We start from the raw sequence: 24,732 nt of genomic DNA on the forward strand, positions 1-24,732 counted from the left end.
ACTTACCAGCTTTTTTTCTACAGACCTATTTGGGGGAGAGAGAAAAAAGTGAGGTGGGGGGCAGCTGGTGAGTTGCCCCCTTCTAGCTATTCCTTCCGTGATTTGTGAACCTCTAAGCTTGAGATACAAAGCAACGTGGTGAACTCGCGCGCACGTTTCACTGCGCTGCTCAAACAGCACCACTAAAGGCGCTTTGTATCTCTTCACTAAGAGGTTCATCAAATCACTCCATAGGTAGACTAGTAGGGGTCAACTTACCAGCTTTTTTTCTACAGACCTATTTGGGGGAGAGAGAAAAAAGTGAGGTAGGGGGCAGCTGGTGAGTTGCCCCTTTCTAGCTACTCCTTTCGTGATTTGTGAATGGGGTGTGATTGGAAAGAGGGGGAAATGAAATAGATATTTTATAGGGTAATAAACCAAACATTAATTAAACTAGAAAGATGGAAAATAATGAATGAATCCTTATCAATATGCTAGAAATATAAAAAGTGTAAATCTTACTGGTGTACAAGAAGCTTTAGAACAGGTACTTCTTTTAATTAATGAGGAGCTTTTAAAAGATTGTAAGATAGGAGAGTTAGGTTTAGATTTTTTTCAAGACACACTTGATTTTATCAAAGCACATGAAAAAGCGTTCTATCTTTTTTTGATAAAAAGGCCAAACTATCGTTTTATAGAAAAATGGAAGGCTGGTATTAAATATCATCTTTATGCAAGAGTCACATTAAGCATTGATAAGAGGAACAAAGAGTTTACATTGGAGATGATTGAAACAAATTAAAATCAGGATATTTCATACAGGATGGGTATGCGTATCACCCTATTTACCATTTGGAGGAGATGACTGCAATATCATAAAAGCATCAGGATTAATGACAAAAAAAGAGACCGTTTATGGCTTCCTGTATCAGCATATCTCATTGAACACCCCAAGGGAAAGATTCTTGTAGATTGCGGTTGGCATAGGGACATGAGTCCTAATGGAGAATTTGATAAGAAGGCACAGTAGCCAAAAGAATTTGATTGTAAATAGAATCCGTTATCAAAGTAAATGGTGGAAAAGTTGTAAACTTACAGGTTTTGATTGGAATGATAATGAAGGGCCTGTTAATAAATCCTATGACTTGTTTGGAAATGGCAGTGTGAAAATGATTAATATACCTGGCCATAGTGATGGGTTATGTGCAGTAAAGGTGAAAAATGAAGAGGGAAAATATGTTCTTCTAATTTCTGATGGGGGCTATGCCACAAAATCATGGAAAGATATGATTACATATGGAGTGTGTATGGATAAAGTTTCACAAAGAAAGTCATTAGAATGGATTAGGACTCAGAGCATGAATGAGAATTGTCTAGAATCAATTGCTAATCACGATATAGCTGTTATTCCGCATAATATTATTTTATAAATTTGAAGAAATCAGCAATAAGTTTAAGTCTTAGATGATTAAGAAATAGGACCTCCCAAAGGAGGTCCTATTTCTTAATTTAAATATCAACATATTTGTCTAACAAAGCCTATTTTGAACGTGTGTACGTATAGGTGCCATAGCGCGTTAGAAGTTCGCTAAGTTGGTAGGCTGTGTAGATTGCTTGTTGGAAACTGAGGGGGCTATCTGGGGAGAATGATGCTGTTGTAGTGTCCGTTGTCATGAGACCTGATTGTACCATGAAGGTGATGGCGTCGTCATAGCTTGCTGAGACGCTGGAGAGGTCTGAGATTTGAGGGACAGTTGGCAGATAGCTTGTGTTGAAGCCTAGTTGTTGTAAGAAGGTGTAGCAAGCAAGGGCTGCATCCTTTCTAGTGATATTTAAGTTTTCTGTGTAGATAGAAGGTTGGTTATAAATAATTTGACTGCCAATTAAATTTTGATATTTACTTGGTGCGGCACTTTTTAGAAGTGTGAGAAATTCTCTTTTTGTAATAGGTGCCATATAATTTCTTGTGGAAGGAATGATCCAACCTTTTTCAATTGCGAGTTTAACAAAAGGTTCTGCCCATTCGGAGTAGCTTTTGTTTTCAATTTGAAGTTCACCTGTGTCCGTTTTTACGAGGCTGAAGTTTTCAGCACCATATTCTAGAAGCTTATTCATATCAACATATTGATTAGGTGCATCTGTGCGCATGGTGACAGCAATGAGGTCAATATTATCATAACTAGCTTTAGTAACGAGTGTACGTTTAGCAGGGGTGTGGTAACCTGTCTTGCAACTTGTAACATGTTCGTTATAATAAGCACTACTTTGATCAAAGAGTGCTGAAGTATGTGTGAGTGGAATTTGTTTGCCTGTGTTTTCTACATTAAATGTATAAGTAGCTGTACCAGCAATCTTAGCGAGTGTTTCATTAGCAAAGGCACCACGTGCGATTTCGCCTAAATCATGAGGCGTAGTATAGTGATTTTCATCATGATAGCCATGAGGGTTCACAAAGTTAGAAGAAGTTGCACCAAGTAGCTGAGCCTTTTCGTTCATCTTTTTAGCAAAGGCTGAAATACTGCCAGCATCTTTGACAGCCATGTCATGAGCTACGAAGTTATCAGAAGCCATCATAATTGCGTGAACGCCGTCTTTAGCCGTATAGGTGTCACCTACATTTAAGCCAATTTGGCTGCTATCTGTAGGTACATTATTTAAGGCATCTTGTGTTTTAGTTACTAATATATTTTCATCTAAATCTTCTACTAAAAGTAGAGAGGTTAAAATTTTAGTTGTACTTGCAGGATAAAAGGTTTCATTTGCATTTTTGGCAAATAAGATTGTATTAGTTGTAGGCTCTATTAAAATGGCACCATCTGAACTTAGTTCAGGGAGTGGTGTAGCCATTAAACTATTACAAAGTATTGAAATACCTAAAATGAAGTAAATAAATTTACGATACATCAAAAGTTCCTTTCTGTAATTTATTAGAAATACTTCTTTAGAACAACATTATAGCACTAAAGACAAGGGGGGACAAATGATATAGAAGGTAAATCTAGATATGTATATCCCTATATTAATAAAAAAAATTTATAAAAATGTATATTAACCTCAAAATAGACCATACTTTAGAAGAATATAAGTAAAAATTTGAAAGGAGATTTATAAATAATGATGTATCAATCCTTAGAAAATTTTTCCCTAAGAAAAATTAATTATGTGAAAACAAGAACAACGATTTTGAAAACAGCAGCTAATCTGTTAAAGCAAGAAGACTTTTCAGATATTACAGTAGATGAAATTTGCCAGAAGGCACAGATTTCAAGAGGCACATTCTTTAATTATTTTCCAACGAAAGAACATATATTTCATTACTACTTAAGAATCTTTACAATTAGGATTGCACTTAGAATGAAGGAATGGCCTGAAGGACTAAGTTTTCATGATAAGATTACGCAGATTTATGAATGGTTTAAAGAAGATAAACAATATGCTAAGTTCTTTAATAATTATATTAACTTTGTGCTTTATGTAGGTGAAAAGTCTAATGAGATGAAGCTTATTGATGCGGAGTTTGTTTATTTCTTTAACGGTATTACAGAAGAAGAATATGCACAGTATAATGAACTTACATTAGGTAAGCTGTTTGAAAAAGTATGTAGTGATGCCAGTGAAAAGGGCGAGATTGTATTAAAAGATAGCCCAGAAGCACTTAGTAGCTTGCTTATAGGTACATTAGCAGGTGCGTATTTAAGTGAAGTAGTTAATTCAGAAAAAGCACATTTGGATACATTTGAAAAAATATGGTATAAATAACGAAAGAAGAAAAAAATTGTAAAAAAGTAGTTGAATTTAAAAAAGGCATAGTGTATAATAAAATTAAGCTTGAAAAAGCGAAATTAAATAATCGGCAAAATTAGGGAAACCTAATGACGCAAAGCTATAGGGATTAAGGTGAGAACTATGTCAGCCAGCTGCTCAGTATGTAAGTAATCATACTGGTTTACAACTTTTAAAATGTTGTTTGTATTTAATGTGCAAATAACTATTGAGACGTTGATTGACATAGCTGCTCTGTATACATGGAGTGGCTATTTTTTGTTATAAAAATTAATAAGTCTATAAAGAAATAATAAGACAACTAGAGAGAAAAGTATTAGAGTTTGCTATAGGGAATAAGAGAATAAATATAATCCCTTAAATTTTATAAGTGTTTAAATCTGCGAAACACTAAAGTATGAAAATCAATCTCTTATTCATAAAAATGTTCCAACTAATGAAACGGATTAATATATGCATATGCAAATGTACAGGGGTGTATCATAATATAGAATGAAGTAACGCATAGGGGTATGCAAGGTTACGTATAATTCGTAAATATACAGGGGTGTGTATTTACAAGATTCTATAGTATGCATAATAACAAGAGTTTAGGGAAGACTTGAACGGAATCAAGTAATTAAAAACAAATGCCTCAATATCTATTTAATATGAACGGAAAAAAAGTGCTTCAGGGGTGGAGCACTTTTTTTGTGTGCAATAAAAATATAAAGTATATACTAAAAGGGGCTTGAATAAAATGGAAAAAGAGACGAGATACAATAATAAATATATAAATAAATAATAGAAGGGGAGCGCCTATGTTTGTAAAAAATGTTTGCAAGAAAGTGGTTTACTGGTCTATAAGTTTTGCGCTACTTTTAACATCTGCTACATCAATAACGACTTATGGCAAAACGGGGGAATTTACAGCAAATGCAATGGCACCTTTATATGTGACAAATTGGAATCAGTTTAAGAGTGACCTTAATTTAGCAAAACAAATGGGCATTCAAGGCATTAGTGTGGATGTCTGGTGGGGGAATGTTGAAGGCGAAAAGGATAATCAATTTGATTTTAGTTACTATGATCAGGTATTTGCAGCTATTAAAGCAGCGGACTTAGAAATTATACCAATCATGTCGTTTCATCAATGCGGCGGAAATGTAGGTGATGATTATAATGTATATTTACCTAACTGGATATGGACTAAATATGAAGGACAAAGTATAAGGGGAGAAAAGCTTTCTAGTGAAAATCTAAAATATAAGAGTTCTCAAGGTAATTATAGCAGTGAATACATAGCCTTGTGGGCTGATGAAGTGGTAAAAAATGAATATATTGATTTCATGAATGCTTTTGAAGACCATTATGGTGAGATGTATAGGGAGGATATTGAAGAAATAAATATTAGTGGTGGGCCTTCAGGGGAACTGAGATATCCTTCTTATAATAGTCATGATAAGGATACAGGCTATCCAAGTAAGGGGGCAATGCAGTGTTATTCTGATTTGGCTCAGGTGGATTTTAGGACAGCAATGTTAGAGAAGTATAAGAGTTTAGAAGGGATTAATAGAGCTTGGAATTGTAATTTAACAAATATAAATGAAGTAACACCGCCGATGGATGGGGATTATTTTTTCTATAACAATGGGTCACATAGCTATTATGAAAGTCAGTATGGCAAAGACCTTTTAGCGTGGTATAATGGGGCACTTGTTACCCATGGAAAAAATATGCTGACGTATGCAGAGACCGCTTTTGACGAGGAACTAGATCATATTAAGTTGGGGATTAAGATACCTGGTGTCCATTGGCAGATGGCATCAGATACAACGCCTCGTGCGGCAGAAGTTTGTGCAGGCATTATTAATAGTGATTTTAGTGAAAGTAATGGCTATGGTTATAATCCGATACTCAAGATGATAAGCAGTTTTAATGGTAGGGTCGTTTTACATTTTACTTGCCTTGAAATGAATGATTACGCAGGGAATAATACTTCTACGCCTAAAACGCTTGTGGCTTATGTAGGGGATAGTGCAGCCAAATTAGGCGTAGAAATTAAAGGGGAAAATGCCTTGTCAGGCGGCAATGATGCAGCTTATTTTTGGAATAATATAGAAGAAGCAGTAAGTAAGCATCATTATAATGGGGTGACTATATTGCGCTTAAGAGATGTGGTAGAAGGGCAGTCTTATAATTATTATAAGAGACTTATAGAAACATATAGACCTTCTGAAGAAACAGATACAGTGAATGTAAACTTTAAGGTAAAGAATGCACAAACTTATTGGGGACAAAATGTGTATATAGTGGGAAGTATTAAAGCGTTGGGGGAATGGAATGTAGATAAAGCTGTGATATTAACACCTACAAAGTATTCTGAGTGGGAAGTCAGTATAGGGGATATACCAGCATATATTACATTTGAATTTAAATTCATCAAGAAGGATGCATCAGGAACTGTAATTTGGGAGAGTGGGAATAATCATGTGTATACTACTGGAGGAGATGGGGGCACCTTTATAAGTACATGGCAATAAATAGGAAGCACATAGTATAAAAATAGACATATAAAAAGAGCAAGTACAACTGGTGTTGTGTATTTGCTCTTTTAGGTTAACCTAGAAAGTATTTTAGGAGTAAGCCAAGGCTAAGTGTTAAGAAATACATACTGTTAAAGCACATAAAGTTTTTTACTGATAAAATAAAGGTTTGGCTTTTAATTTGTTTTTGCTTAAAGAGTTTTATGTTTTTTGTGATAGGAATTAATGTAGATAAAGTAATAAGTACAGTCCAAGGTAGGTAGTTAAGGAGTATACCTATAAGGAGTGCCATGTAGCTCATATAATAAAGGATTTGCCATAGTATAAGGCCTGCATTTTTTCCTATATAGAGAGGCAAGGTATAGCGTTTATTAATTAGGTCATCTTCCATATCACAAAGGTTATTGGCCAGCATAATATTTGCAATAGTACAGATAAGGGGGATGCAAATAATGAAAATGCCTATTAAAGCATGTAGATTGAAGCTGGCGGTGAGTATACCTGAACTAAAATGAAGGGCTAGGATATTTTCATTAAATATGTGAATATAAATAGTAATGAAAGTTAGGATAAATCCCATTGTAACCCCTGAAAAAGCTTCACCAAAAGGTGTACGAGAAATAGGTAGTGGTCCGAAGGTATAGATAATACCAATGATAAAGCAGACCATACCTAAAAGTAGTACAACAAAATTGGTTCTTAAAAAGAGGATAAGTCCAAGCAGGGCAGAACAGGTTAACATGGCAAAAATCATATTGCGTACAAGTTTAGGACTAAGTTTATGCTGTCCAATGGCATTGTGTACTTCGTAGCCATAGCCAGACTTTTTTATAGCTGTGGTATAGTCTACATAATTATTAATAGCTGTTGTGGTCATATCAAAGATAAGCATACTTATAAACATAAGTAGTGCATTAGTTACATTAAAAGTATCAAAGGCATAGAGTGTATAAACTGTTCCGATTAGGAAGGGGATAACACTAGCAACTTTGGTACGAATCTCAACGAGTTGTAAAAATTGTTTAATAGTCATAAGTAATCTCCTGATGTCAAAGTAGTCTTATAAAAAATAGGATTTATAAGAACCTTTTTAGTATATCGGATTTTTAGTAGCTTTACAAATTCAACTGACAAAATTTTATAGTAGATTATTATGAAGAAGTTATGTTAATATAAAAATTAGCATATAAATTATAAACCAATATAAGGAAGGTACATATGAGAAACGAAGAGAACAAAGGTAATGCCTTGGCGCTATTGCCATTAGGCGTGTTTTTAGTGTTATTCCTTGGCGTAGGGATTGCCACAAAGGATTTTTATAAGATGCCAGTACTTGTAGCCTTTATTACAGCTACAGCTGTTGCACTTATGTTTAATAGAAAACAATCATTTAATGAAAAAATTGAAATATTCTGTGAGGGAGCAGGGCATTCAGATATTATGATGATGTGTATCATCTTCATTTTAGCAGGTGCTTTTGCCACTGTTGCAAAAGCTATGGGTGGGGTAGATTCTACTGTTAATTTAAGTTTACACTTAATCCCACCACGTTTTTTAGTGGGTGGATTATTCCTTATCGCTTGTTTTATTTCACTTTCAATGGGAACATCTGTAGGAACAATTACAGCGCTTGCACCAATCGGGCTTGGAATTGCAGAGACAACAGGTATGCCGATTCCATTAGTTATCGGTGCAATCATTGGTGGGGGAATGTTTGGTGATAACCTTTCAATGATTTCAGATACAACAATTACAGCAGCACGTACGCAAGGTTGTGAACTTAGAGATAAGTTTAAAGTAAACTTCCTTATTGTATTACCAGCTGCAATTATTACAATTGTGATTTTAACAATTATGGCAGGTGAGTACCAACAAGCCCTTACTGGGGAATATCCATATGAATGGATCAAAGTACTGCCATATGTTGCCGTACTTATTGGAGCGCTTATTGGGATTAACGTATTTGTTTTACTTGCAGGAGGAACAATTTTTGCAGGTATTGTAGGTGTAGCGACTGGTGCTTTTGATGTATTTGGCGCAGTAGATGCAGCTTCAACAGGTATGATTGGTATGGCGGAAATCGTTATTTTATCAATTATCATTGGCGGAACACTTGAACTGATTAAACGTAATGGCGGGATTGATTACTTACTTGGTTTCATTAAACGTCGTATTCGTACACAAAAAGGTGCGGAGTTTGGAATTGCAGCGCTTGTAAGTCTTGTGGATATGTGTACAGCCAATAATACAATTGCAATCGTTATGGCAGGTCCACTGGCAAAAGATATTGCAGAAGAATATGATATCGACCCAAGAAGAACTGCAAGTATCCTAGATATTTTTGCAGCTTGTATCCAAGGAATCATTCCTTATGGTGCACAACTCCTCATTGCAGCAGGACTTGTAGGAGTATCACCTATGGAAATCTTAGGTTATTTACATTACCCAATGCTCATGGGAATCTGCGGGCTTATTGCTATTGCATTAGGCTTCCCTAAATTTAAAAAATAATGACATAAAAGAAGGAGAAGAATTTTAGTATTCTTCTCCTTCTTTTATGTTTAAGTGAAGTTAAAAGCTTATATGTAAGATGTGGAGGAGGTGATTTTGGTATAATAGAAAATAGCTATAAGTTGAAATAGATATTTTTGTATATGAAAAGGGAGATTAGATGAATATGTCAAAATGGAAAGAGATGAACCAGTCGTTATTAGGGGGAGGAGTAGGATTTGCAACAGCTGCATTTATAGGCCTAGATGGAATTAGAGAAAATATATTTTTTCCATCATTAGTGATTGGAATATGTTTAATGGCGGCTGCAGGTCTTTTATATTTCATCAGAGTGTATTTGAAAGGGGGAGGAGAAGAGATTTTGAAAAGATATAAGAAGTTAGTGTTTATAGTTTGTACCATAGGCATTTTATTTTTTACCGCATCACAGATAGGATATAGGGGATATGGTAGTTTATATCCAATCTCGCTTAAGACTACGCAGACCGAATCAAAAGAAATTGTAAAAGAGTTATTCGAGAAAGAATTAAAAACTTGTGCAAGTTGGAAGATGCTTTATAGTTATCGTTTAGCAGATTATAGCATTGATGATATCAGAGCCAGAAAGCAAGCAAATGGTAATATAAAATTTACAATTGATTACTCAGTAAAACCAAAATGGTGCGCAAGAGGTTACTGGATAGCTGGAAATGGGGTGCAAGAGTGGCCTTGGATTAAGGATAAAAGGTGCATGGGGGAAATTCAATATAAAGACGGGGTATACATATTAACAGGACATGGAACAGGACCTTAAAAATAGGTTTATAAAAGTATCATGGTGAGATAATGTAGAAATTTGACAAAATTGGTATGACCATATTAAAATTGGTTATACCAATTTTTTTTAGGAGTAAAAAATGGATACTAAAATGAGTTCAAGAGAAATTGCAGTAAGGTATATTTTAGATAAGATTAAGCAGAAGGAATTTAAAGAAGGGGATAAACTTACTAATGAAAGGGCCCTTTCTGAAGAATTAGGCATTAGTCGTGTGTCTTTGCGAGAAGCTATATGTACATTAGGTGCTATGGGCATACTAGAGACAAGGCAAGGCGGTGGGACGTATATTAGTGGTTATAAACCGCAGATTATAGGAAAAATCATACAAACGTATGGCTTATTTGACCGTTCACTTATAGAAGAAGTTTTTGAAGCCAGAAGTTTAATTGAAGCAGATGCTGCAAGATTAGCAGCGAGAAATAGAACAAAAGAAGACTTGCTGCATTTAGAAAAGGCACTTATTCACCATGAAATGACTTTGGTTTTATATGAGCAAAAGAAGGTGGATGCTAAGGAAATGATGAAGTGTGATGGTGAAGTCCATTTAGGTATTGCGGCATCTTCGCATAATAATTTTATGGTACAGATGATTGAATCTATGCGTCATGTGACAGAGACACAAGATTATTTTAGTGAAGAAAATACAGTCAATCACAATCACTTTAAAGAATCTGCCATCATGCATAGGAAGGTGTTTGAGGCAATAGAACGCCAAGAGGCAGATGAAGCGTATAGGCTTATGGCAAAACATATCAATGAAGTACGTTTAGCTATTAAATAACTAGAAAATGAAACAAGGAGAGTAAAAATGAATCAAGATAAAAAAGAATTTAACTGGGCGATTTTAGGAACAGGTGTTGTGGCAAATGAGATGGCACAAGCACTCACAAATGCAGGAAAGTCAATTTATGCTGTGGGGAACCGTACACATTCGAAGGCAATTACTTTTGCAGAGCAATATGGCATTTCAAAAGTATATGATGATTTTCATGAGATGTTTACGGATCCAGAGGTTGATATTATTTATATTACAACACCACATAACACACATATTGATTTCTTAGAAGTTGCACTAGCACATGGGAAACATGTATTATGTGAGAAATCCATTACTTTAAATAGTGAAGAACTAAATCGAGCCAAAGCTTTAGCTGAGAAAAATGGTGTGGTTTTAGCAGAGGCTATGACGATTTATCATATGCCTCTTTATAAAAAGCTTAGAGAAATCGTAAGTTCAGGCACATTAGGTGAGATGCGTATGATTCAAGTCAACTTCGGGAGCTATAAAGAGTATGATATGACAAATCGTTTCTTTAATATGTCTCTTGCTGGTGGGGCTTTATTAGATATTGGAGTATATGCTATTACACTGGCAAGATGCTTTATGAAATCTAAGCCAAATGATGTGAAATCACAGGTACAATATGCGCCAAGTGGAGCAGATGAAAAGGCTGGTATTTTAATGATGAATGAAGAAGGGGAAATGGCAACTATTGCTTTAACACTCCATTCCAAACAGCCTAAGCGTGCTATGATTTCGTGTGATAAGGGGTATATTGAAATCATGGAATTCCCAAGAGGGGATGAAGCAACCATTACTTATACAGCAACTGGTGAAAAAGAAGTGATCTGCATGGGAACAAGTGCAAAAGCACTTCAATATGAAATGGAAGACATGGAAAGAGCTGTGTGTGGTGAAAAGGATGAAATGATGCTAGCGTATACAAGTGATGTTATGGAGATTATGACAGATATTCGTAAAGAATGGGGCATGTATTACGAGGGAGAATTAGAAGTATAATAAGTTAGTTATAAGTCACAAGTTATAACCTATAAGGTAAATATTGTAAATACTTATAGAAAAAAATAGAATAAAAGGATAGAATGATACTGTCAAAAATAGCTCATAGCTCTTTAATAAGAGCTATTTTTATTTATTAAAGCTATTTTTATTTATTAAAATGTTTAGGGGGAAGTATGAAAACAATCGCTTCAAAAATTATTTATGCTATTGTAATTTGTGCCATAGTACTTGTATCAACTGTTAATGTTATTACAATATCAAGTAGTAGAAATCTGCAAAAAACAGAGGCAGAAATACAATTAGCACAAAGTGCTGAATTGATAGGAAAAGAGATTCAGCAGATAATGGATAAAACAGTAGATTATGTAGATTTAATAGAGGAAACTATTACGTTAACATTTAATCAAACATTAGTAGATGATAATGATGAGTATGTTAAATCGTTTATGCAATCATTAGAACCTATGATAAAGAGCATGGCAACAAGTTATGAAGATGCACTAGGGGTAGCAATCTTTATTAATCCAGAGCTGACACATACAGTACATCAAATTGTATTAGAAAGAGCGCAGAGGGGTGAAGAGATTAGCCAACTCTACAAATTTAGTAAAGAAGAATTTTATAGAGAAAATCCAGATATGCAGTGGTATTATACACCAGTACAAGCAGGAGAAGGTGTATGGAGTGACCCACATACAGACGGCTTTTCAGATAGCATGAGGTTTTCTTATACGAAGCCTATTTTCAAAGAAAATCAATTAGTTGCCGTTATTGCAATTGATTTATTTTTTGATCAGTATCAAGAAATGATTAATGAATATCAAGTATATGAAAATGGATATGCATTTTTCTTAAACAAAGACATGAATTATATTGTTCATAAAGACTTTGAAGAGGGTCAAAGTTTATATGAAACAATAGGCAGTGATATAAGTTTTAAAGAAAATCAAACAGGTATTACAGAAACCAATATAGATGGTAAAGGAATGATATTAAGTCACTATACGCTAGATAATGGAAATGTTATCGTTGTAGCAGCTCAAAACAAGGAAGTTTTTAAGAGTGTAGATAAAACGAGAAGTATAGCCACTGTAACAGGGTTTATTATGGGACTTATATATATACTAATAGTATTTATTTTAATAAGACGTATTATTAAACCGCTATATATGATTACACAGTTAGTAGATGAAACTGCAAAACTTAATTTAACGCCAGTACAAAATAGAGAAAAGATAGAAGGTTTAAAAGATGAAACTGGTATTATAGGACGCGCAGTATTAAATCTAAGAGAAAAGTTAAGGGCAGTTACTACAGGGATTAAAAAACATACAGAATTAACAGCACATGAAGCAACAGTGCTAAGAAGGGGAACTGAAGAACTTAGAATATCTGCAACTGAAATTAATCAAGTAAGTATATCCCTTGCAGAAGGAACTTCACAACAAGCTCAAGAGGCACAACAAGGAACAGAGAAGTTAAAGGAATTAGATGGTTATGTAGAAAAAGTAATTGATGTTGTGTATACATTTAATGATTCATTCAAAGAGGCGAGACAGATGAATCAGGAAGGGGCAGAGGCATTAACAAACTTGACTAAGAAACTTGCACTTGTTATTGAACTTGGAGAAAGTACCAATAATAGTGTAGAAGATTTAACCGTGAAGTCTAAACTCATAGAAGATATCATAACAACAATTACAAGTATTTCAGAACAAACCAATTTATTAGCACTTAATGCATCAATAGAAGCAGCTAGAGCAGGTGAAGCAGGTAAAGGATTTGCAGTAGTGGCAGATGAAATTCGCAAGCTTTCAGTACAAACAGCAAATGCAGTTGGAAAAGTAGAAGTCATTATTGATGAAATCTATTATGAAATTAATAAGACAAGAGAAAATATGAAACAATCTAATACGGCTGTAGAAGATGCTAATAGCGCAATGATGCATTCAAAGGACACATTAATGTTAGTGGATAAATCATTTGCTGTGATGACACAAGAAGTGCAACAGCTTATGGCTCAGATGGAGAGTATTCAAAACATAAAAGGTGGCGTAATAGATGCAATCGAAAATATTGCCGCGATTTGTGAAGAGTCAGCAGCAGCTACCCAGCAAGTAGCCGCAACTATTCAAAATCAAACTAACATAGCGACTTCAATAGAAGAAATATCTGTTAAACTTGAAGGCGTAGTCAATGAGTTAGAAGAAGTAACGAATAAGTTTATAGTAGAATAAAATTAGAGATATTAAACGTCTTATATTCATAAAGTAATCAGAGATAGTTCCAATTATATCAATTAAATAAAAACTCCTTGACTTAGAGTTAACTTTAAGGTGTAGAATGGGTGCAAGAGAAAAGGAGAGGATTAAAATGATGCCAGAGAATTTAAGCGTCTTTCCAGTAGGCGAGAAAAATGATAAGTTTGCGCAGTATTTTATTGGGCAAAGTTATTTAGCACCATTATCACTAAGTCAAGTTGGGGTTTTTAATGTAACTTTTGAACCAGGTTGCCGTAACAATTGGCATATTCACCATGCGAAGTCAGGTGGCGGGCAAATTCTTATATGTGTGGCTGGGAATGGGTGGTATCAGGAAGAAGGTAAACCTGCACAAGCCTTAAAACCAGGGGATGTAGTCAATATTATGCCAGGGGTAAAACATTGGCATGGGGCAGCTAAAGATAGCTGGTTTCAGCATTTAGCCGTGGAAGTGCCAGGAGAAGAAGGCAGCAATGAATGGTGCGAACCTGTAACAGATGAAGAATACAAAAAGTTATAACTAAAAAGGTATAACTAAAAAGTTATAAATAAAAAGGTATAAGTAACTTGAAATAAAACAGGATGTAGTTATTTTAAAAGATATAAATGGAGGGGATTAATATGAATAAAAGTTTAGTAGCATATTTTTCATGCAGTGGGGTAACAGCAAAAGCAGCTCAAGAAGTAGCAGCTACTGTAGGTGCTGATCTCTATGAGATTAAACCTAAAGAGGCGTATACCGCACAGGACTTAGATTGGATGGATAAAAAAAGTCGTAGTACCTTGGAAATGAATGACATAGCATCACGCCCAGATATTGCAACCAGGGTGGAACATATGGAAGCGTATGATGTAGTATTTGTAGGATTTCCTATTTGGTGGTATGTAGAACCAAGAATTATTGATACTTTCCTTGAAAGCTATGACTTTGAGGGCAAGACAATCGTACCATTTGCCACATCAGGTGGTAGTGGTGTTGGTAAAACTGATGAAAGCCTTAAAAAACATTGTGATGGAAATATAGTATGGAAACCGACTCAAATGTTAAATGGTAGAATCACTGGGGAAAGCTTACGTAAGTGGATTGATAGCTTAAACTTAGCGTAAAAAGATAAATGTTAGGTAAGCAGAGTGTGTTCTAAGTACAGGAGTTAAATAGAGAGGCATAGTTTAGCTAAAAGGCGTCTGACGATTGATTAAAAGTCAATTAGATTAGACGCCTTTTTTGTATTTGAAAAAGAGTAGCTTAAAGGAGTAATAGCAATCTAGGAAATAGTCATTGAATGTGGCTAATAAAGGTGATAAAATTATCTAAATATTCAGCTCTAGTGGGCGCTGTTTTAGTACAAGGGGGGATAGGGTGAAATCTTATGATATTTATTTATATGGTATGATTTTAAAGACAAATAGTTTTTTATTGGAATGTCAGTATCCAGCAGCAGATAGTTATGGAGAAATTCACTCAAAATATGAGCTGACAGGTGGAGAAACAGGAACTTGTGCTACGGTTTTGGCAAACTTGGGATGCAAGGTTAAGATGGATGGTAATCATATGGGCAGAAATACATATCCTTTGATACATGATTTTTATAATGAGCGAGGTGTAGATTGCTCAAGGTTATTGTATGATGAAAATTATGAAGGACTGCAGGATTACGTTCTTATTGATAAATATACAAGAACATGCTTTGGAACGTTTAATCATTACTTCTCAGAAGCAAAAAAACGTTGGAATGTGCCTTATAAAGAAGATATTGAGATAGCAAAAGTCGTTGGATTAGATCCGTTTTTTGATGAAGAGACACGTCAGGTTGCAAGATGGTGTCATGAATTAGAGACGCCTTATGTTGTCATTGATTGCCCTTTTGACGATGAAATCCATGAATTATCTAGTATAAATGTTATATCTAATGAGTACATTCAAGGGCATTATAAGACATGGTCAAGAGAAGAGATTTTTAACGCGTATTGTACACATACGAATGGATTAGTTATCTTAACATTAGGTGCAAAGGAAATAATGTATGGACGAAAAGGAGAAGTGCCACATTTCTTTACACCCTATGAAGTAGACGTGGTAAGTACATTAGGAGCAGGAGATACCTTCAAAGCAGGATGTGTTTATGGCTTATTAAAAGAAATGAATGATAATCAGATTGTAAGTTTTGCAAGCGCTCTTGCTGGGGTAGCATGTACGAAATTCCCCCTCCCCCTTAATCCACCAAGTTTAGATGAGATAGAAGCATTGATTAAGAGAGGAAGAGAAAGCTTATGAAATATTATGTGGTAGATGCCTTTACAGATGAAGTCTTTAGAGGAAATCCAGCTGGGGTATGTTTATTAGAAGAAAGAATCTCAGATGAAATCATGCAAAAGATTGCATTTGAGAATAATCTCCCAGAAACAGCATTTTTATTAAAGGAAGCAGGCAAGTATTATTTACGATGGTTTACACCTGAAGTAGAAATTGATTTATGTGGTCATGCCACATTAGGTACAGCTTATGTGATGATGAATCTGGTAGATTCAAGCTTAAAGCATATTGCGTTTGAAACCCAAAGTGGAAAGTTAAGTGTAGAACGGGATCAAGATGTTTTCATAATGAATTTTCCAAGCAGAATGCCTACCCCAGTAGCTCAAGATAAGTTGTTAGAGGAAGCGTTGGGGTGTAAGGTCTTAGAAACATATTTATCTAGAGATTTGGTTGTAGTTGTTGAAAATGAAGAGAGTGTACAGAATCTAAATGTAAATATGGATTTAATGTGCAAAATCAGTAAGGATATAGCCTTTGGGGTTATTGTAACAGCTAAAGGTACGACATGTGATTTCGTTTCTAGATTTTTTGCCCCTAATGCAGGCGTAAAAGAGGATCTAGTAACAGGATCTTCTCACAGTACACTCATACCATTTTGGAGTAAACGTTTAAATAAGACAAAACTGATAGCAAAACAATTATCGCCAAGGGGAGGTACCTTAATCTGTGAAGATTTAGGTGAACGCGTTAGTATAGGTGGCAAGGCAATTTGTTATTTAAGCGGAGAAATTAGATTATAAGAAAACCTACTTAACGTATGATCACTATTAAAAAATTATTGAAGTTGATACAATCATAAGGTAATCAGTATAAGTTCTAAGAGCATCAATTATATAAAAAAATTAATGTTAGTAATAATGATAAGTGTACAAGTTTTAGCTATTACAACGCTGGCACAGCCTGTTGAAGAAGATACACTAAAAGTATTAGGGACAAAAGAGAATCATATGGAATACAGCAGAGGCATATTTAAAGCTTATACGAATGGAAAATATACGTTTACATTAAATAGTAATAAGATAGAAATAGCGAACATAGATGGAAAGAAGAAAATAGAAAGCTTACAACCTATTACTATAAAAGAGGGGAATATGTATATTGCAATAGAAGACTTAGCAAATGTATTAGATGGAGAACTTGAGGGAGAGGCTGACACTAAAATACTTTACGTACCAATAAGTGTCTGGGTAGAGAATTAATTCAAAATGAAAGAGTGTAAAAAGTCCATTAACTTGTCTATTGAACTCACTACCAAAAAGTGCTACAATCATAAAGTAGTTAAATTCTGACTACACTAACTAAATATGCACGCATAGTTCAGCTGGATAGAGCGTCTGACTTCGGATACAGAAGCGTGTGTAAATCTAATAAACATTGAAAATTGAACATTTGAATATAGATAAGAGCATCTGACCTTTGGTTGAAAAATAACTAGGTCAGATGCTCTTTTTTGCGTCTGAAAAAAGGAGATTTAAAGACGAAATGGCAAAGAGAATAACGCTTACAAATACCAAGATTACATCTTTACAAGATGCTTCAAATGAGTTCTTGAACCATTGCACAGCTAAGGGGTTAGCACAGCCTACTCTTAAGTTTTATAGGAGCAATATTGAGTGGTTCTTTGAGGTGATAGATGGAGAGACACTATGCAGTGAGATTGGCAAAGAGACTATTGAAGATTACACACTATACTTACAAAACCAAGAGAAGTATGCTAAGAACTCTATTAGAACAATGATAAGAGCCATAAGAGCTTTTATGTACTTTTGTATGGATAGAGAGTATGTGAAACGCTTTAAGATTATCCTGCCTAAAGAGGAAGAGGTAGTAAAAGAAACCTACACACATGATGAAATAGCTAAGCTCCTAAAGAAGCCTAAGAAAAAGAACTTCAATGAGTATAGATGTTATACAGGGATTGCACTGATGTTAGGAACAGGAGCACGTATTAATACAGTGATTAATATCAAGGTGGGAGATTTAGACTTTGATAATAACTGTATCTTTTTCAGAGTCACAAAGAACAAGAAAGTACAGGTTATGCCAATGTCTAGCACTCTTAAGGAAATCCTTACAAACTACCTTAAACTATGGAGTCATACAGAGGAGGACTATCTGTTTTGTAATGCTTACAGACAGAGAATAGGCGCAGATGGCTTTAAGCATGAGATTGCCAAGTACAATAGGTCAAGAGGTGTGAGCAAGACGAGTTGCCACCTCTTTAGACATACATTTAGTAAGTATTATGTCATGGGTGGTGGAGATATTTTCAGGCTTCAAAAACTCTTAGGGCATAGCACCTTAGATATGGTGAAAAAGTATGTAAATATGTATGGCAATGACTTATCAGATGGCTTTGAGCAGTACAGTGCCTTAGAGCAATTTAGTAGAAAAAAAGCTAGAGTAAAACTTAAACAGGGATAGAAACAACACTAAAAAACTTAGAACAGGAGATAAAACATGCCAAAGATAATCACACTAGAAAGTTTTAATACTGTACAGTTCTATCAAATACCACAGGCTTTCTATCACAATCCAAAGTATTATGGTATGAATCCATCTTCTAGAGAGACCTATGCTATGCTACGTAATCTGCTTCCCCTTTCAATCAATAATGGATGGATTAATGAAGAGGGAGAAATCTATGTGAAGCTCAGCAGAGAGAAGCTCATGCTTAGATTAGGAATTGGCAAGGATAAGATGGTCAAAGTATTCAAAGAGCTAAGAGACCTTGGACTCATTATAGAGAAACGTATAGGCTGTAATAAGTGCAATGAAATATACCTCTGTGAAGCAGATGACCTTAATGAGATTTACTCTGATGAAGAGCTTTTAAATCTACTAGAAGAAGATGAAAAAGAGGACGCAAAGCCACAGCCATCAAGGACTTCTATAAAGAAGAAATCTGAACCTCTGAAAAAACGAAGTCAGGACTGCGACAAATCCGAGGTCAAAACCTCTGAAAAACAGAGCCATAATAAGAATAAGATTATTAAAACTGAGATAAATAAGACTAAGACAATAAAACAACAACAACCTAAAGAAAAAGAACAGGTGGTTGCTGTTAATTGTCATGCCCATTTGCCAGTAGTAGATAAAGAGCTTATTGAAGAATATAGAAGAGCATTTGGTAGAAGACCAAGTCAAAAGGCTAAGGAGTCATTGGTGAGTTACTTGACTAGGTTTGAAAGAGATGTAGTGATTCATGCTATAGGGTTAGCAGGTGAAAAGGGGAAAGGGTTTGATTATGCTCAAGGAGTGTTTAGAAAGTGGACAGAGAATGGAGCGTTTACTTTTGATGAAATATTTGAGTATGATGAGAGATATAGAGAAATGTATAAATGATGGATGTTAGGTAAAATGAATGTCGAAAGATGAAGAACGCTTTTTGTTGAGGATTAAGAAGGGAGAGGAATATAATTAAAAGAAAAAGGAAAAAGGGGGAAGATAATGTTACAGTTAATAATGATAGGGCAAGAAAACTCAAAAATAGATATATGTGAAGAAGAAGCCAAAAAGTTATTAATAGAATTAAGGAGGAGGGTAAATATCACATATAGAATTAGGATTAGGGCTACTGATAGACTTAAGAGACTAAATGAGGAAAGTCAAAGAGTAAATGTATATTATTCTGCATTAGTTACAGGAGGCTCAGTACTAACATTAGCAATAGATACGTGGGATAAGGCTTCATCAATATTGTTGATTGCTTCTATAACATTAACTTATTATATGTTTTACATAGCTCAGAATAATTATAAAGAACGGGCGTATAGAATGGAAGAAAGTTTTAAAGCATTAGACAAGTTAAAGAATATGATTGATATTAGGCTAAAAGCTAAAGATGAAAAGATAACGTATAAAGATTGTAAAAATTTATATAAGTTATACGAACAGATAATTGCAGATATTGAAAATCATGAACCAATAGATTATGCAGTTTTTAAAATGGATGAATTTAATAAAAAAGATAAGATGCAGCTAACAGAAATAGAAAAAGAAGAACTACAAAGGGTTAAAAAACAATTGAAGAATTATAGTTGGAAGATTAAATGGAATTATATATTTAAATATGGAATTATACCATTAGCTATCTTGGGAATTTGCGTTATAACAATAAATTTTACTAGGTAATATAGTTCAAAAACAATAAGAATGAGGGGGATAAGTAAATGAATAGGATAATGATATTAACAATTGATGAAAAATTAAGGTTTACAGAATCTGAGCCTAAAAGATTATTTCAAGGGATGTATACTGTAGAAGAAGAAACACCAGAGTTAGGAGAGATATTACATGGGTTAATCATGCCTATAATAGGGGATGGTATGGTTATGGAGATTAGAGGATTAAAGGAAGTTTTATATGTAGATATTGAAATGACTAGGAGAAAATATAACTTAGGAGAAATTATAGAAGCGATAAATAGTAGATTTAAAGAAAGTATTCAAGAGATAGAAGAGAACGAAAAGAATTATGAATATGTATACATACAATGTCATGGAGCTATATTACAAGAGGAAGATAAGGTTGGAGAAAGTATAAAGGAATTTATAAAAGAATCCCAATTGAAAGTGGTTGGATGTATGGATGAGTGCCGAATATACGAGCAAGGGGCTAGTGCTTGGTTTTTTCAAGGGATTGTAATGATAGCAGTAGAAATGGGCGCAGTTGCAATAGCTGATAAGTTGAAGAGATGGTTAGAAGAGAGGGAGGAATTTAAGGAATATGCTAAAGTTGGAACATTAGACTCAAAGAGATTACGCAAGAACTTAGCATATATATTAGATGATAACAAGGTGTATAAGTATGATATTATAAAATGCAATAGATTAGATGATGAAGAATATATAGTAGAAATGCGAAATAAATATAACACATATGAGTTAATATGTAATGAAAACGGGGATATTAAAGATAAGAGTATAACAATAAAGTAAAAGTGAAATTTTAATCTATAAAAAGGTATGAAATCAGAGTGTAAAAATTTGATTTCATACCTTTTTATAGATTAAATAAAAGTTTGAAAATTTAATCATTTACAAGAAGAAAAGAAGACTGAAAAGTGTATTGAATTTTAAGGCTTTGATAGTCAAAGGATTGAAGGCACTTGACAGAGAGTCAATTCAGTTTTTTAAAAAACTTTCTGAAAATAAAAAAATTATGATTGACTATAAAAGTTGTTTAAGATATACTGCGTTATGTAAACAACGTTGATTTATATCAATAGCAGAAAGTGCTATGTAATAATAAAAAGCTAACGCAGGAGATGACATCTATGGCACAAAGAGTATCAGATATAATCAAGGCTCATGATATAGAGCAATGGCGAATAGGTGATAAGATTTTAATTAATGCAAGAACAGGAAGTGGAAAAACTTATTTTGTAAAAAACAAATTGATATATTATGCAGATAACAATAAGAATCGTATATTATTTCTTTCAAATAGAAAAAGTCTACAAGAGCAAGTGTTTAATGAATTAATACATGAAGGTAAACAAGAGTATATCGAATGTATGACATATCAAAAACTTGAGCAAGACATATTAAATGAAGTCGTTGATTTAAGTAGATTCAAGTATATTGTTTGTGATGAGGCTCATTATTTCTTTATGGATTCAACCTTTAATCATATGACTAATTTAAGTGCAAATTACATTAAGGATTGTACTAATGATAAGGTAGTCATATTGATGAGTGCAACACCTAGAAGGATTAAATCGTATTTTAAAGTTTCACCTAAGCAAGTTTATCAAATTGATTCAGATTATGATTATATAGGTCAGATTTATACTTATAGAGAAAATGACGCAATAATAAAAATGCTTAACACTCTACCTAAAGGTGAGAAAGCTATCTTTTTTACTACGGCTGAAAAGGCGTATGAGGCATCTCAAAAGATTTTTGATTCTTGCTTTATTTGTAGTAGTTCTAACAATAGAAAAAGGAGTATTAATAAAGAAGAGTTAAGGAGCATTCAAGAAGATAGTAGGTTTACCAGCAGAGTATTATGTACAACAACTGTACTAGACAATGGGGTAAATATTATTGATGATCAAGTTAAGCATATTGTGATAGATATGATAGATGTGGATACAGTGATTCAGTGCATTGGAAGAAAACGAGTAATATCAGCTAATGACAGAATAACATTGTATATTGCATATAAAAGTTATCATAGTATAAAAACAATTTATAACAAAGTCTGTAAGGATTTAGAGCAAGCTCTTTACCTAAGAGACCATGGAGAAGAGGCATTTAGAAAACAGTATAGAAAGCAGACGTATAATAAGCGAATTATTGATATTGATACAGAGAGCATAAAAATTAATGATGTAGCTGCTTGGAAATATTCAGAGCTTAAGAAGGAATATGAGTCAATGCTTATGTGCTCAGAAGGATGGCTAAAAGTGTTACTTGAAGAAATGAAGTTGGGAGGGAGACATGTTCGAAAACTTGAGCAAACATTAGACAGTAAAGCATTAAAGCAATACCTAGATAGTATCATTAATGTGAAGATATTTGGGCAAGAAAAAGAGCAAGTGAGGCAATCAATTTTACAACAAATGGTGGGCAAAATCGAAAAGAACCAAAAGAAGTTAGGACTTAAGAGCATAAATGCCATATTAGCTGATTTAGGGATTCCTTATATCTTTGAGAGTTATAAAGAGACTAAAGGAGAAAGACGAAATCAGCAGTATTGGATTTTACATATGGCTTAAGTTTTTGCTCTAGAAAGTGGCGATTATGTATTATAATAATTAATACTATTTGGAGCAAAGCATATAGAAAGAAAATGAAATTTGGATACATTTACTATCTTTGTATAAGGGTGAGACGTTACGTTAAGGATTAATCTGCATAAGTTGCGTTCCCCATGGTCACTTACTTATAGCACATATAATCCTAAAAGTAACGTCTTATGGATAAAATCATTTTTAGCTTTTGTCTACGTTCGCAAGCTCACTTCGTTACAAAAAGCTAAAAGATGATTTATCCATGCATATGAATTGTTTTAGGATTAGGGTAGTTTAAACTACACAAATCAGTTTATAAAATAATCGATACGATAAGAAATTATAGGAGGATTAATTATGAGTGGATTAATAACAGAAAATGAAGATGGAAATATTGTTGTGTTTAATAGTAGGACAGGAGAATATACTGTATATACTGAAACTATAGAACCGGAAGAGTCAGTAGAAACAGGTAAAAAACAAGAACCTACTATGGCAAAGGTTGATGATGACATTTTAGAATGGTTTTTATCATTTGGCCTTTAAGAGGTTAATTATTTTAAGAGCTAACGAAATTTCAATGTTCGTGGCTCTTATTTTTATGTGTATAAAAGATTTGATTTTTATTGTTACTTATGTACTAATTTGAGATACACACTTAATGTGTATCTTGAGACGATAAAATCTCATTAATCTTATTAGTGATTAAGATTTTATAATGGTCATCTTTGAGTGCCCAGTATGGAATTACAAGATAGTGGTATCCGTTCATAAATGCAATATATGATTTGTATCTATCACGTAATTTTTGTGCCTTAAAGAGTTCATTAATAGGGATACCATTTTTCTTTGATTGCATTCTATGAAATTCATGCATTGAGTAATGTTGCTGTCCATGAACTTCAATGATTAATTTTAGTTCAGGGATTTCATTGTCAAAAGGCATATCATATCTAGCACTTTTTTTGTGCTTAGGATTTCTAGGAATGATTGTGCAATTACGTTCATGAAGAAGTTTATAGCCTAGTTCATCGATATAAGCACTAACTTTGAATTGTAATTCAGATTGAGAACATTCACTTACACATTGAGGACATCTGAAATCACATTTCACAGAAGTATTAATGGTTCGGGTGTAGTTAGGATGGATACCAAGAGAGCACTTCCAATTGACTTGTTTGCCACTATGGGGAGAATAGTCATAAGGAGATGACATGTTTGTTTCTGGCCAAATAGAAAAGACTTTTGGATATTTTGAGCCAAGAGAGTCTAATTGATGTATTTTGCCAGAGTATCCACTGCATAGAGGACATCTTGAATTGTGTTTGATGAAGTTGCTTGGTGAAACTAAATAGTCAGGGTGGTAGGTACAGCTTTGACATTTAATAAATACATATTCAGTTGTTCCCTTATTTACTTGCCATGGATCAGCTGTATTTTTATCTGACCAATAATCATCAAGAAATGTACTACCAAGGTTGTCTATACCCCATTGAGCAAATGATTTACAGGCTTTGCAATAGCTTGGTTTCTTAAGGTGCCTTAAAAGATAAAGCTTAATTTTAGTGCTAGGATGACGATGGTTAGGGCATTTAAAAAAGAACTCTTGTTCAGTTCCATAAGAGACTTCTTCAGGTGAACAACTATTGAGGGGGTAGTCCCACAGGTCTAATAGTAGTTCATTAGAAGTTTCTAAATACCAATCTTTGAAAGATTTGAAGTTACACTTGGGGCAGAGTGTATTGAAGTGTGTTTTTAGAGTATAAGTATCAGTTGTGCATTCTTGACCACAGTCACATATACAGTTCCAGAATACTTTTGAATGTCCAGTTCTTTCTTTATACTCTCGAGACTTAAATTCATTTTTAGAAAGGATGGTAATCGAACCGAACTTAAGTCCTGATAAATCTTTAAAATGCATAAAAATCCTCCTTTAATTTTTGATGAGTTTATGTTGTCCTAAAGGGGAGAGGATTATGCATAGAAAGAATAAATGTAT

General features: G+C 34.0%; 22 protein-coding genes, 1 pseudogene and 1 riboswitch. Of the genes and pseudogenes, 20 read left to right on the plus strand and 3 right to left on the minus strand.

Going from position 1 to position 24,732, the window contains the following annotated elements:
• The first annotated feature begins 454 nt into the window (after positions 1-454).
• Entirely contained in the window at positions 455-781 is a 327-nt protein-coding gene (locus AC1VAQ_RS16430) for a hypothetical protein (RefSeq protein WP_302597988.1), read from the plus strand.
• A 238-nt stretch (positions 782-1,019) separates the two neighbouring features.
• Positions 1,020-1,409 (plus strand): hypothetical protein, encoded by a 390-nt coding sequence (locus AC1VAQ_RS16435; RefSeq protein ID WP_479904195.1) that lies wholly within the window; start codon positions 1,020-1,022, stop codon positions 1,407-1,409.
• 109 nt (positions 1,410-1,518) lie between these two features.
• Here AC1VAQ_RS16435 and AC1VAQ_RS16440 read toward each other — a convergent pair whose 3' ends face one another.
• Positions 1,519-2,883: a D-alanyl-D-alanine carboxypeptidase family protein gene (locus tag AC1VAQ_RS16440; RefSeq protein WP_302597986.1), complete on the minus strand. Its 1,365-nt coding sequence runs from the start codon at positions 2,881-2,883 to the stop codon at positions 1,519-1,521.
• A 258-nt stretch (positions 2,884-3,141) separates the two neighbouring features.
• On the opposite strand from AC1VAQ_RS16440, the gene AC1VAQ_RS16445 reads away from it, so the two are divergent.
• Entirely contained in the window at positions 3,142-3,738 is a 597-nt protein-coding gene (locus AC1VAQ_RS16445; protein WP_479904196.1) for a TetR/AcrR family transcriptional regulator, read from the plus strand.
• A gap of 83 nt (positions 3,739-3,821) precedes the next feature.
• Positions 3,822-3,904, plus strand: a riboswitch (cyclic di-GMP riboswitch).
• Between the two features lie 658 nt (positions 3,905-4,562).
• Positions 4,563-6,284 carry a family 14 glycosylhydrolase gene (locus AC1VAQ_RS16450; RefSeq protein WP_303244211.1) on the plus strand — a complete coding sequence of 574 codons (1,722 nt, stop codon included), beginning with the start codon at positions 4,563-4,565 and terminating at the stop codon, positions 6,282-6,284.
• Positions 6,285-6,360: 76 nt separating this feature from the next.
• Here AC1VAQ_RS16450 and menA read toward each other — a convergent pair whose 3' ends face one another.
• The gene (gene menA, locus AC1VAQ_RS16455) at positions 6,361-7,320 is read right to left on the minus strand and encodes a 1,4-dihydroxy-2-naphthoate polyprenyltransferase (protein WP_303244212.1); all 960 of its coding nucleotides are present in this window, start codon (positions 7,318-7,320) and stop codon (positions 6,361-6,363) included.
• 185 nt (positions 7,321-7,505) lie between these two features.
• On the opposite strand from menA, the gene AC1VAQ_RS16460 reads away from it, so the two are divergent.
• The 16 genes and pseudogenes from AC1VAQ_RS16460 to AC1VAQ_RS16535 all read left to right on the plus strand — a co-directional run bounded on the left by AC1VAQ_RS16460 (position 7,506) and on the right by AC1VAQ_RS16535 (position 23,279).
• Positions 7,506-8,798, plus strand: coding sequence for a Na+/H+ antiporter NhaC family protein (locus AC1VAQ_RS16460; protein ID WP_302597981.1), 1,293 nt, complete (start codon positions 7,506-7,508; stop codon positions 8,796-8,798).
• 166 nt (positions 8,799-8,964) lie between these two features.
• Entirely contained in the window at positions 8,965-9,591 is a 627-nt protein-coding gene (locus AC1VAQ_RS16465; RefSeq protein WP_303244213.1) for a hypothetical protein, read from the plus strand.
• A 103-nt stretch (positions 9,592-9,694) separates the two neighbouring features.
• Positions 9,695-10,396 carry a FadR/GntR family transcriptional regulator gene (locus AC1VAQ_RS16470; protein ID WP_479904197.1) on the plus strand — a complete coding sequence of 234 codons (702 nt, stop codon included), beginning with the start codon at positions 9,695-9,697 and terminating at the stop codon, positions 10,394-10,396.
• Between the two features lie 27 nt (positions 10,397-10,423).
• Positions 10,424-11,416: a Gfo/Idh/MocA family protein gene (locus AC1VAQ_RS16475; RefSeq protein WP_302597977.1), complete on the plus strand. Its 993-nt coding sequence runs from the start codon at positions 10,424-10,426 to the stop codon at positions 11,414-11,416.
• A 176-nt stretch (positions 11,417-11,592) separates the two neighbouring features.
• Complete coding sequence (locus AC1VAQ_RS16480) at positions 11,593-13,656, plus strand: methyl-accepting chemotaxis protein (RefSeq protein WP_302597975.1); 2,064 nt, start codon at positions 11,593-11,595, stop codon at positions 13,654-13,656.
• A gap of 157 nt (positions 13,657-13,813) precedes the next feature.
• Positions 13,814-14,200: pseudogene (locus AC1VAQ_RS16485) on the plus strand (cupin domain-containing protein); the annotation flags it as partial.
• A 101-nt stretch (positions 14,201-14,301) separates the two neighbouring features.
• Entirely contained in the window at positions 14,302-14,787 is a 486-nt protein-coding gene (locus AC1VAQ_RS16490; RefSeq protein WP_302597974.1) for a flavodoxin, read from the plus strand.
• A 253-nt stretch (positions 14,788-15,040) separates the two neighbouring features.
• Positions 15,041-15,955, plus strand: coding sequence for a carbohydrate kinase family protein (locus AC1VAQ_RS16495; protein WP_302597973.1), 915 nt, complete (start codon positions 15,041-15,043; stop codon positions 15,953-15,955).
• Entirely contained in the window at positions 15,952-16,734 is a 783-nt protein-coding gene (locus AC1VAQ_RS16500; protein WP_479904198.1) for a PhzF family phenazine biosynthesis protein, read from the plus strand. Before AC1VAQ_RS16495 ends, AC1VAQ_RS16500 begins: the two co-directional genes overlap by 4 nt.
• 117 nt (positions 16,735-16,851) lie before the next feature.
• Positions 16,852-17,193, plus strand: coding sequence for a hypothetical protein (locus tag AC1VAQ_RS16505; RefSeq protein WP_302597971.1), 342 nt, complete (start codon positions 16,852-16,854; stop codon positions 17,191-17,193).
• A gap of 283 nt (positions 17,194-17,476) precedes the next feature.
• A complete protein-coding gene (locus AC1VAQ_RS16510; RefSeq protein ID WP_479904199.1) occupies positions 17,477-18,418 on the plus strand; it encodes a tyrosine-type recombinase/integrase in 942 nt (313 codons plus the stop codon).
• 36 nt (positions 18,419-18,454) lie between these two features.
• On the plus strand, positions 18,455-19,339 hold the full coding sequence (locus AC1VAQ_RS16515) for a replication initiator protein A (protein WP_479904200.1): 885 nt from the start codon (positions 18,455-18,457) through the stop codon (positions 19,337-19,339).
• Between the two features lie 105 nt (positions 19,340-19,444).
• Positions 19,445-20,128, plus strand: coding sequence for an SLATT domain-containing protein (locus AC1VAQ_RS16520; protein ID WP_479904201.1), 684 nt, complete (start codon positions 19,445-19,447; stop codon positions 20,126-20,128).
• A 38-nt stretch (positions 20,129-20,166) separates the two neighbouring features.
• Complete coding sequence (locus AC1VAQ_RS16525) at positions 20,167-20,934, plus strand: hypothetical protein (protein WP_479904202.1); 768 nt, start codon at positions 20,167-20,169, stop codon at positions 20,932-20,934.
• Between the two features lie 338 nt (positions 20,935-21,272).
• The gene (locus AC1VAQ_RS16530) at positions 21,273-22,718 is read left to right on the plus strand and encodes a DEAD/DEAH box helicase family protein (RefSeq protein ID WP_479904203.1); all 1,446 of its coding nucleotides are present in this window, start codon (positions 21,273-21,275) and stop codon (positions 22,716-22,718) included.
• Between the two features lie 372 nt (positions 22,719-23,090).
• Complete coding sequence (locus AC1VAQ_RS16535) at positions 23,091-23,279, plus strand: hypothetical protein (protein ID WP_479904204.1); 189 nt, start codon at positions 23,091-23,093, stop codon at positions 23,277-23,279.
• Between the two features lie 112 nt (positions 23,280-23,391).
• Here the strand turns inward: AC1VAQ_RS16535 and AC1VAQ_RS16540 are convergent, their stop codons facing one another.
• Entirely contained in the window at positions 23,392-24,654 is a 1,263-nt protein-coding gene (locus AC1VAQ_RS16540) for a hypothetical protein (protein ID WP_479904205.1), read from the minus strand.
• Positions 24,655-24,732: the final 78 nt, after the last annotated feature.

This window comes from Cellulosilyticum sp. (genome assembly GCF_982396655.1).

Coding starts and splice junctions, on each gene's coding strand:
- AC1VAQ_RS16490 (WP_302597974.1), top strand. CDS start 14,302: ATGAATAAAAGTTTAGTAGCATATTTTTCATGCAGTGGGGTAACAGCA.
- AC1VAQ_RS16540 (WP_479904205.1), bottom strand. CDS start 24,654: ATGCATTTTAAAGATTTATCAGGACTTAAGTTCGGTTCGATTACCATC.
- AC1VAQ_RS16510 (WP_479904199.1), top strand. CDS start 17,477: ATGGCAAAGAGAATAACGCTTACAAATACCAAGATTACATCTTTACAA.
- AC1VAQ_RS16475 (WP_302597977.1), top strand. CDS start 10,424: ATGAATCAAGATAAAAAAGAATTTAACTGGGCGATTTTAGGAACAGGT.
- menA (WP_303244212.1), bottom strand. CDS start 7,320: ATGACTATTAAACAATTTTTACAACTCGTTGAGATTCGTACCAAAGTT.
- AC1VAQ_RS16525 (WP_479904202.1), top strand. CDS start 20,167: ATGAATAGGATAATGATATTAACAATTGATGAAAAATTAAGGTTTACA.
- AC1VAQ_RS16480 (WP_302597975.1), top strand. CDS start 11,593: ATGAAAACAATCGCTTCAAAAATTATTTATGCTATTGTAATTTGTGCC.
- AC1VAQ_RS16440 (WP_302597986.1), bottom strand. CDS start 2,883: ATGTATCGTAAATTTATTTACTTCATTTTAGGTATTTCAATACTTTGT.
- AC1VAQ_RS16520 (WP_479904201.1), top strand. CDS start 19,445: ATGTTACAGTTAATAATGATAGGGCAAGAAAACTCAAAAATAGATATA.
- AC1VAQ_RS16505 (WP_302597971.1), top strand. CDS start 16,852: ATGATAAGTGTACAAGTTTTAGCTATTACAACGCTGGCACAGCCTGTT.
- AC1VAQ_RS16465 (WP_303244213.1), top strand. CDS start 8,965: ATGTCAAAATGGAAAGAGATGAACCAGTCGTTATTAGGGGGAGGAGTA.
- AC1VAQ_RS16515 (WP_479904200.1), top strand. CDS start 18,455: ATGCCAAAGATAATCACACTAGAAAGTTTTAATACTGTACAGTTCTAT.
- AC1VAQ_RS16470 (WP_479904197.1), top strand. CDS start 9,695: ATGGATACTAAAATGAGTTCAAGAGAAATTGCAGTAAGGTATATTTTA.
- AC1VAQ_RS16450 (WP_303244211.1), top strand. CDS start 4,563: ATGTTTGTAAAAAATGTTTGCAAGAAAGTGGTTTACTGGTCTATAAGT.
- AC1VAQ_RS16530 (WP_479904203.1), top strand. CDS start 21,273: ATGGCACAAAGAGTATCAGATATAATCAAGGCTCATGATATAGAGCAA.
- AC1VAQ_RS16460 (WP_302597981.1), top strand. CDS start 7,506: ATGAGAAACGAAGAGAACAAAGGTAATGCCTTGGCGCTATTGCCATTA.
- AC1VAQ_RS16500 (WP_479904198.1), top strand. CDS start 15,952: ATGAAATATTATGTGGTAGATGCCTTTACAGATGAAGTCTTTAGAGGA.
- AC1VAQ_RS16535 (WP_479904204.1), top strand. CDS start 23,091: ATGAGTGGATTAATAACAGAAAATGAAGATGGAAATATTGTTGTGTTT.
- AC1VAQ_RS16430 (WP_302597988.1), top strand. CDS start 455: ATGAATCCTTATCAATATGCTAGAAATATAAAAAGTGTAAATCTTACT.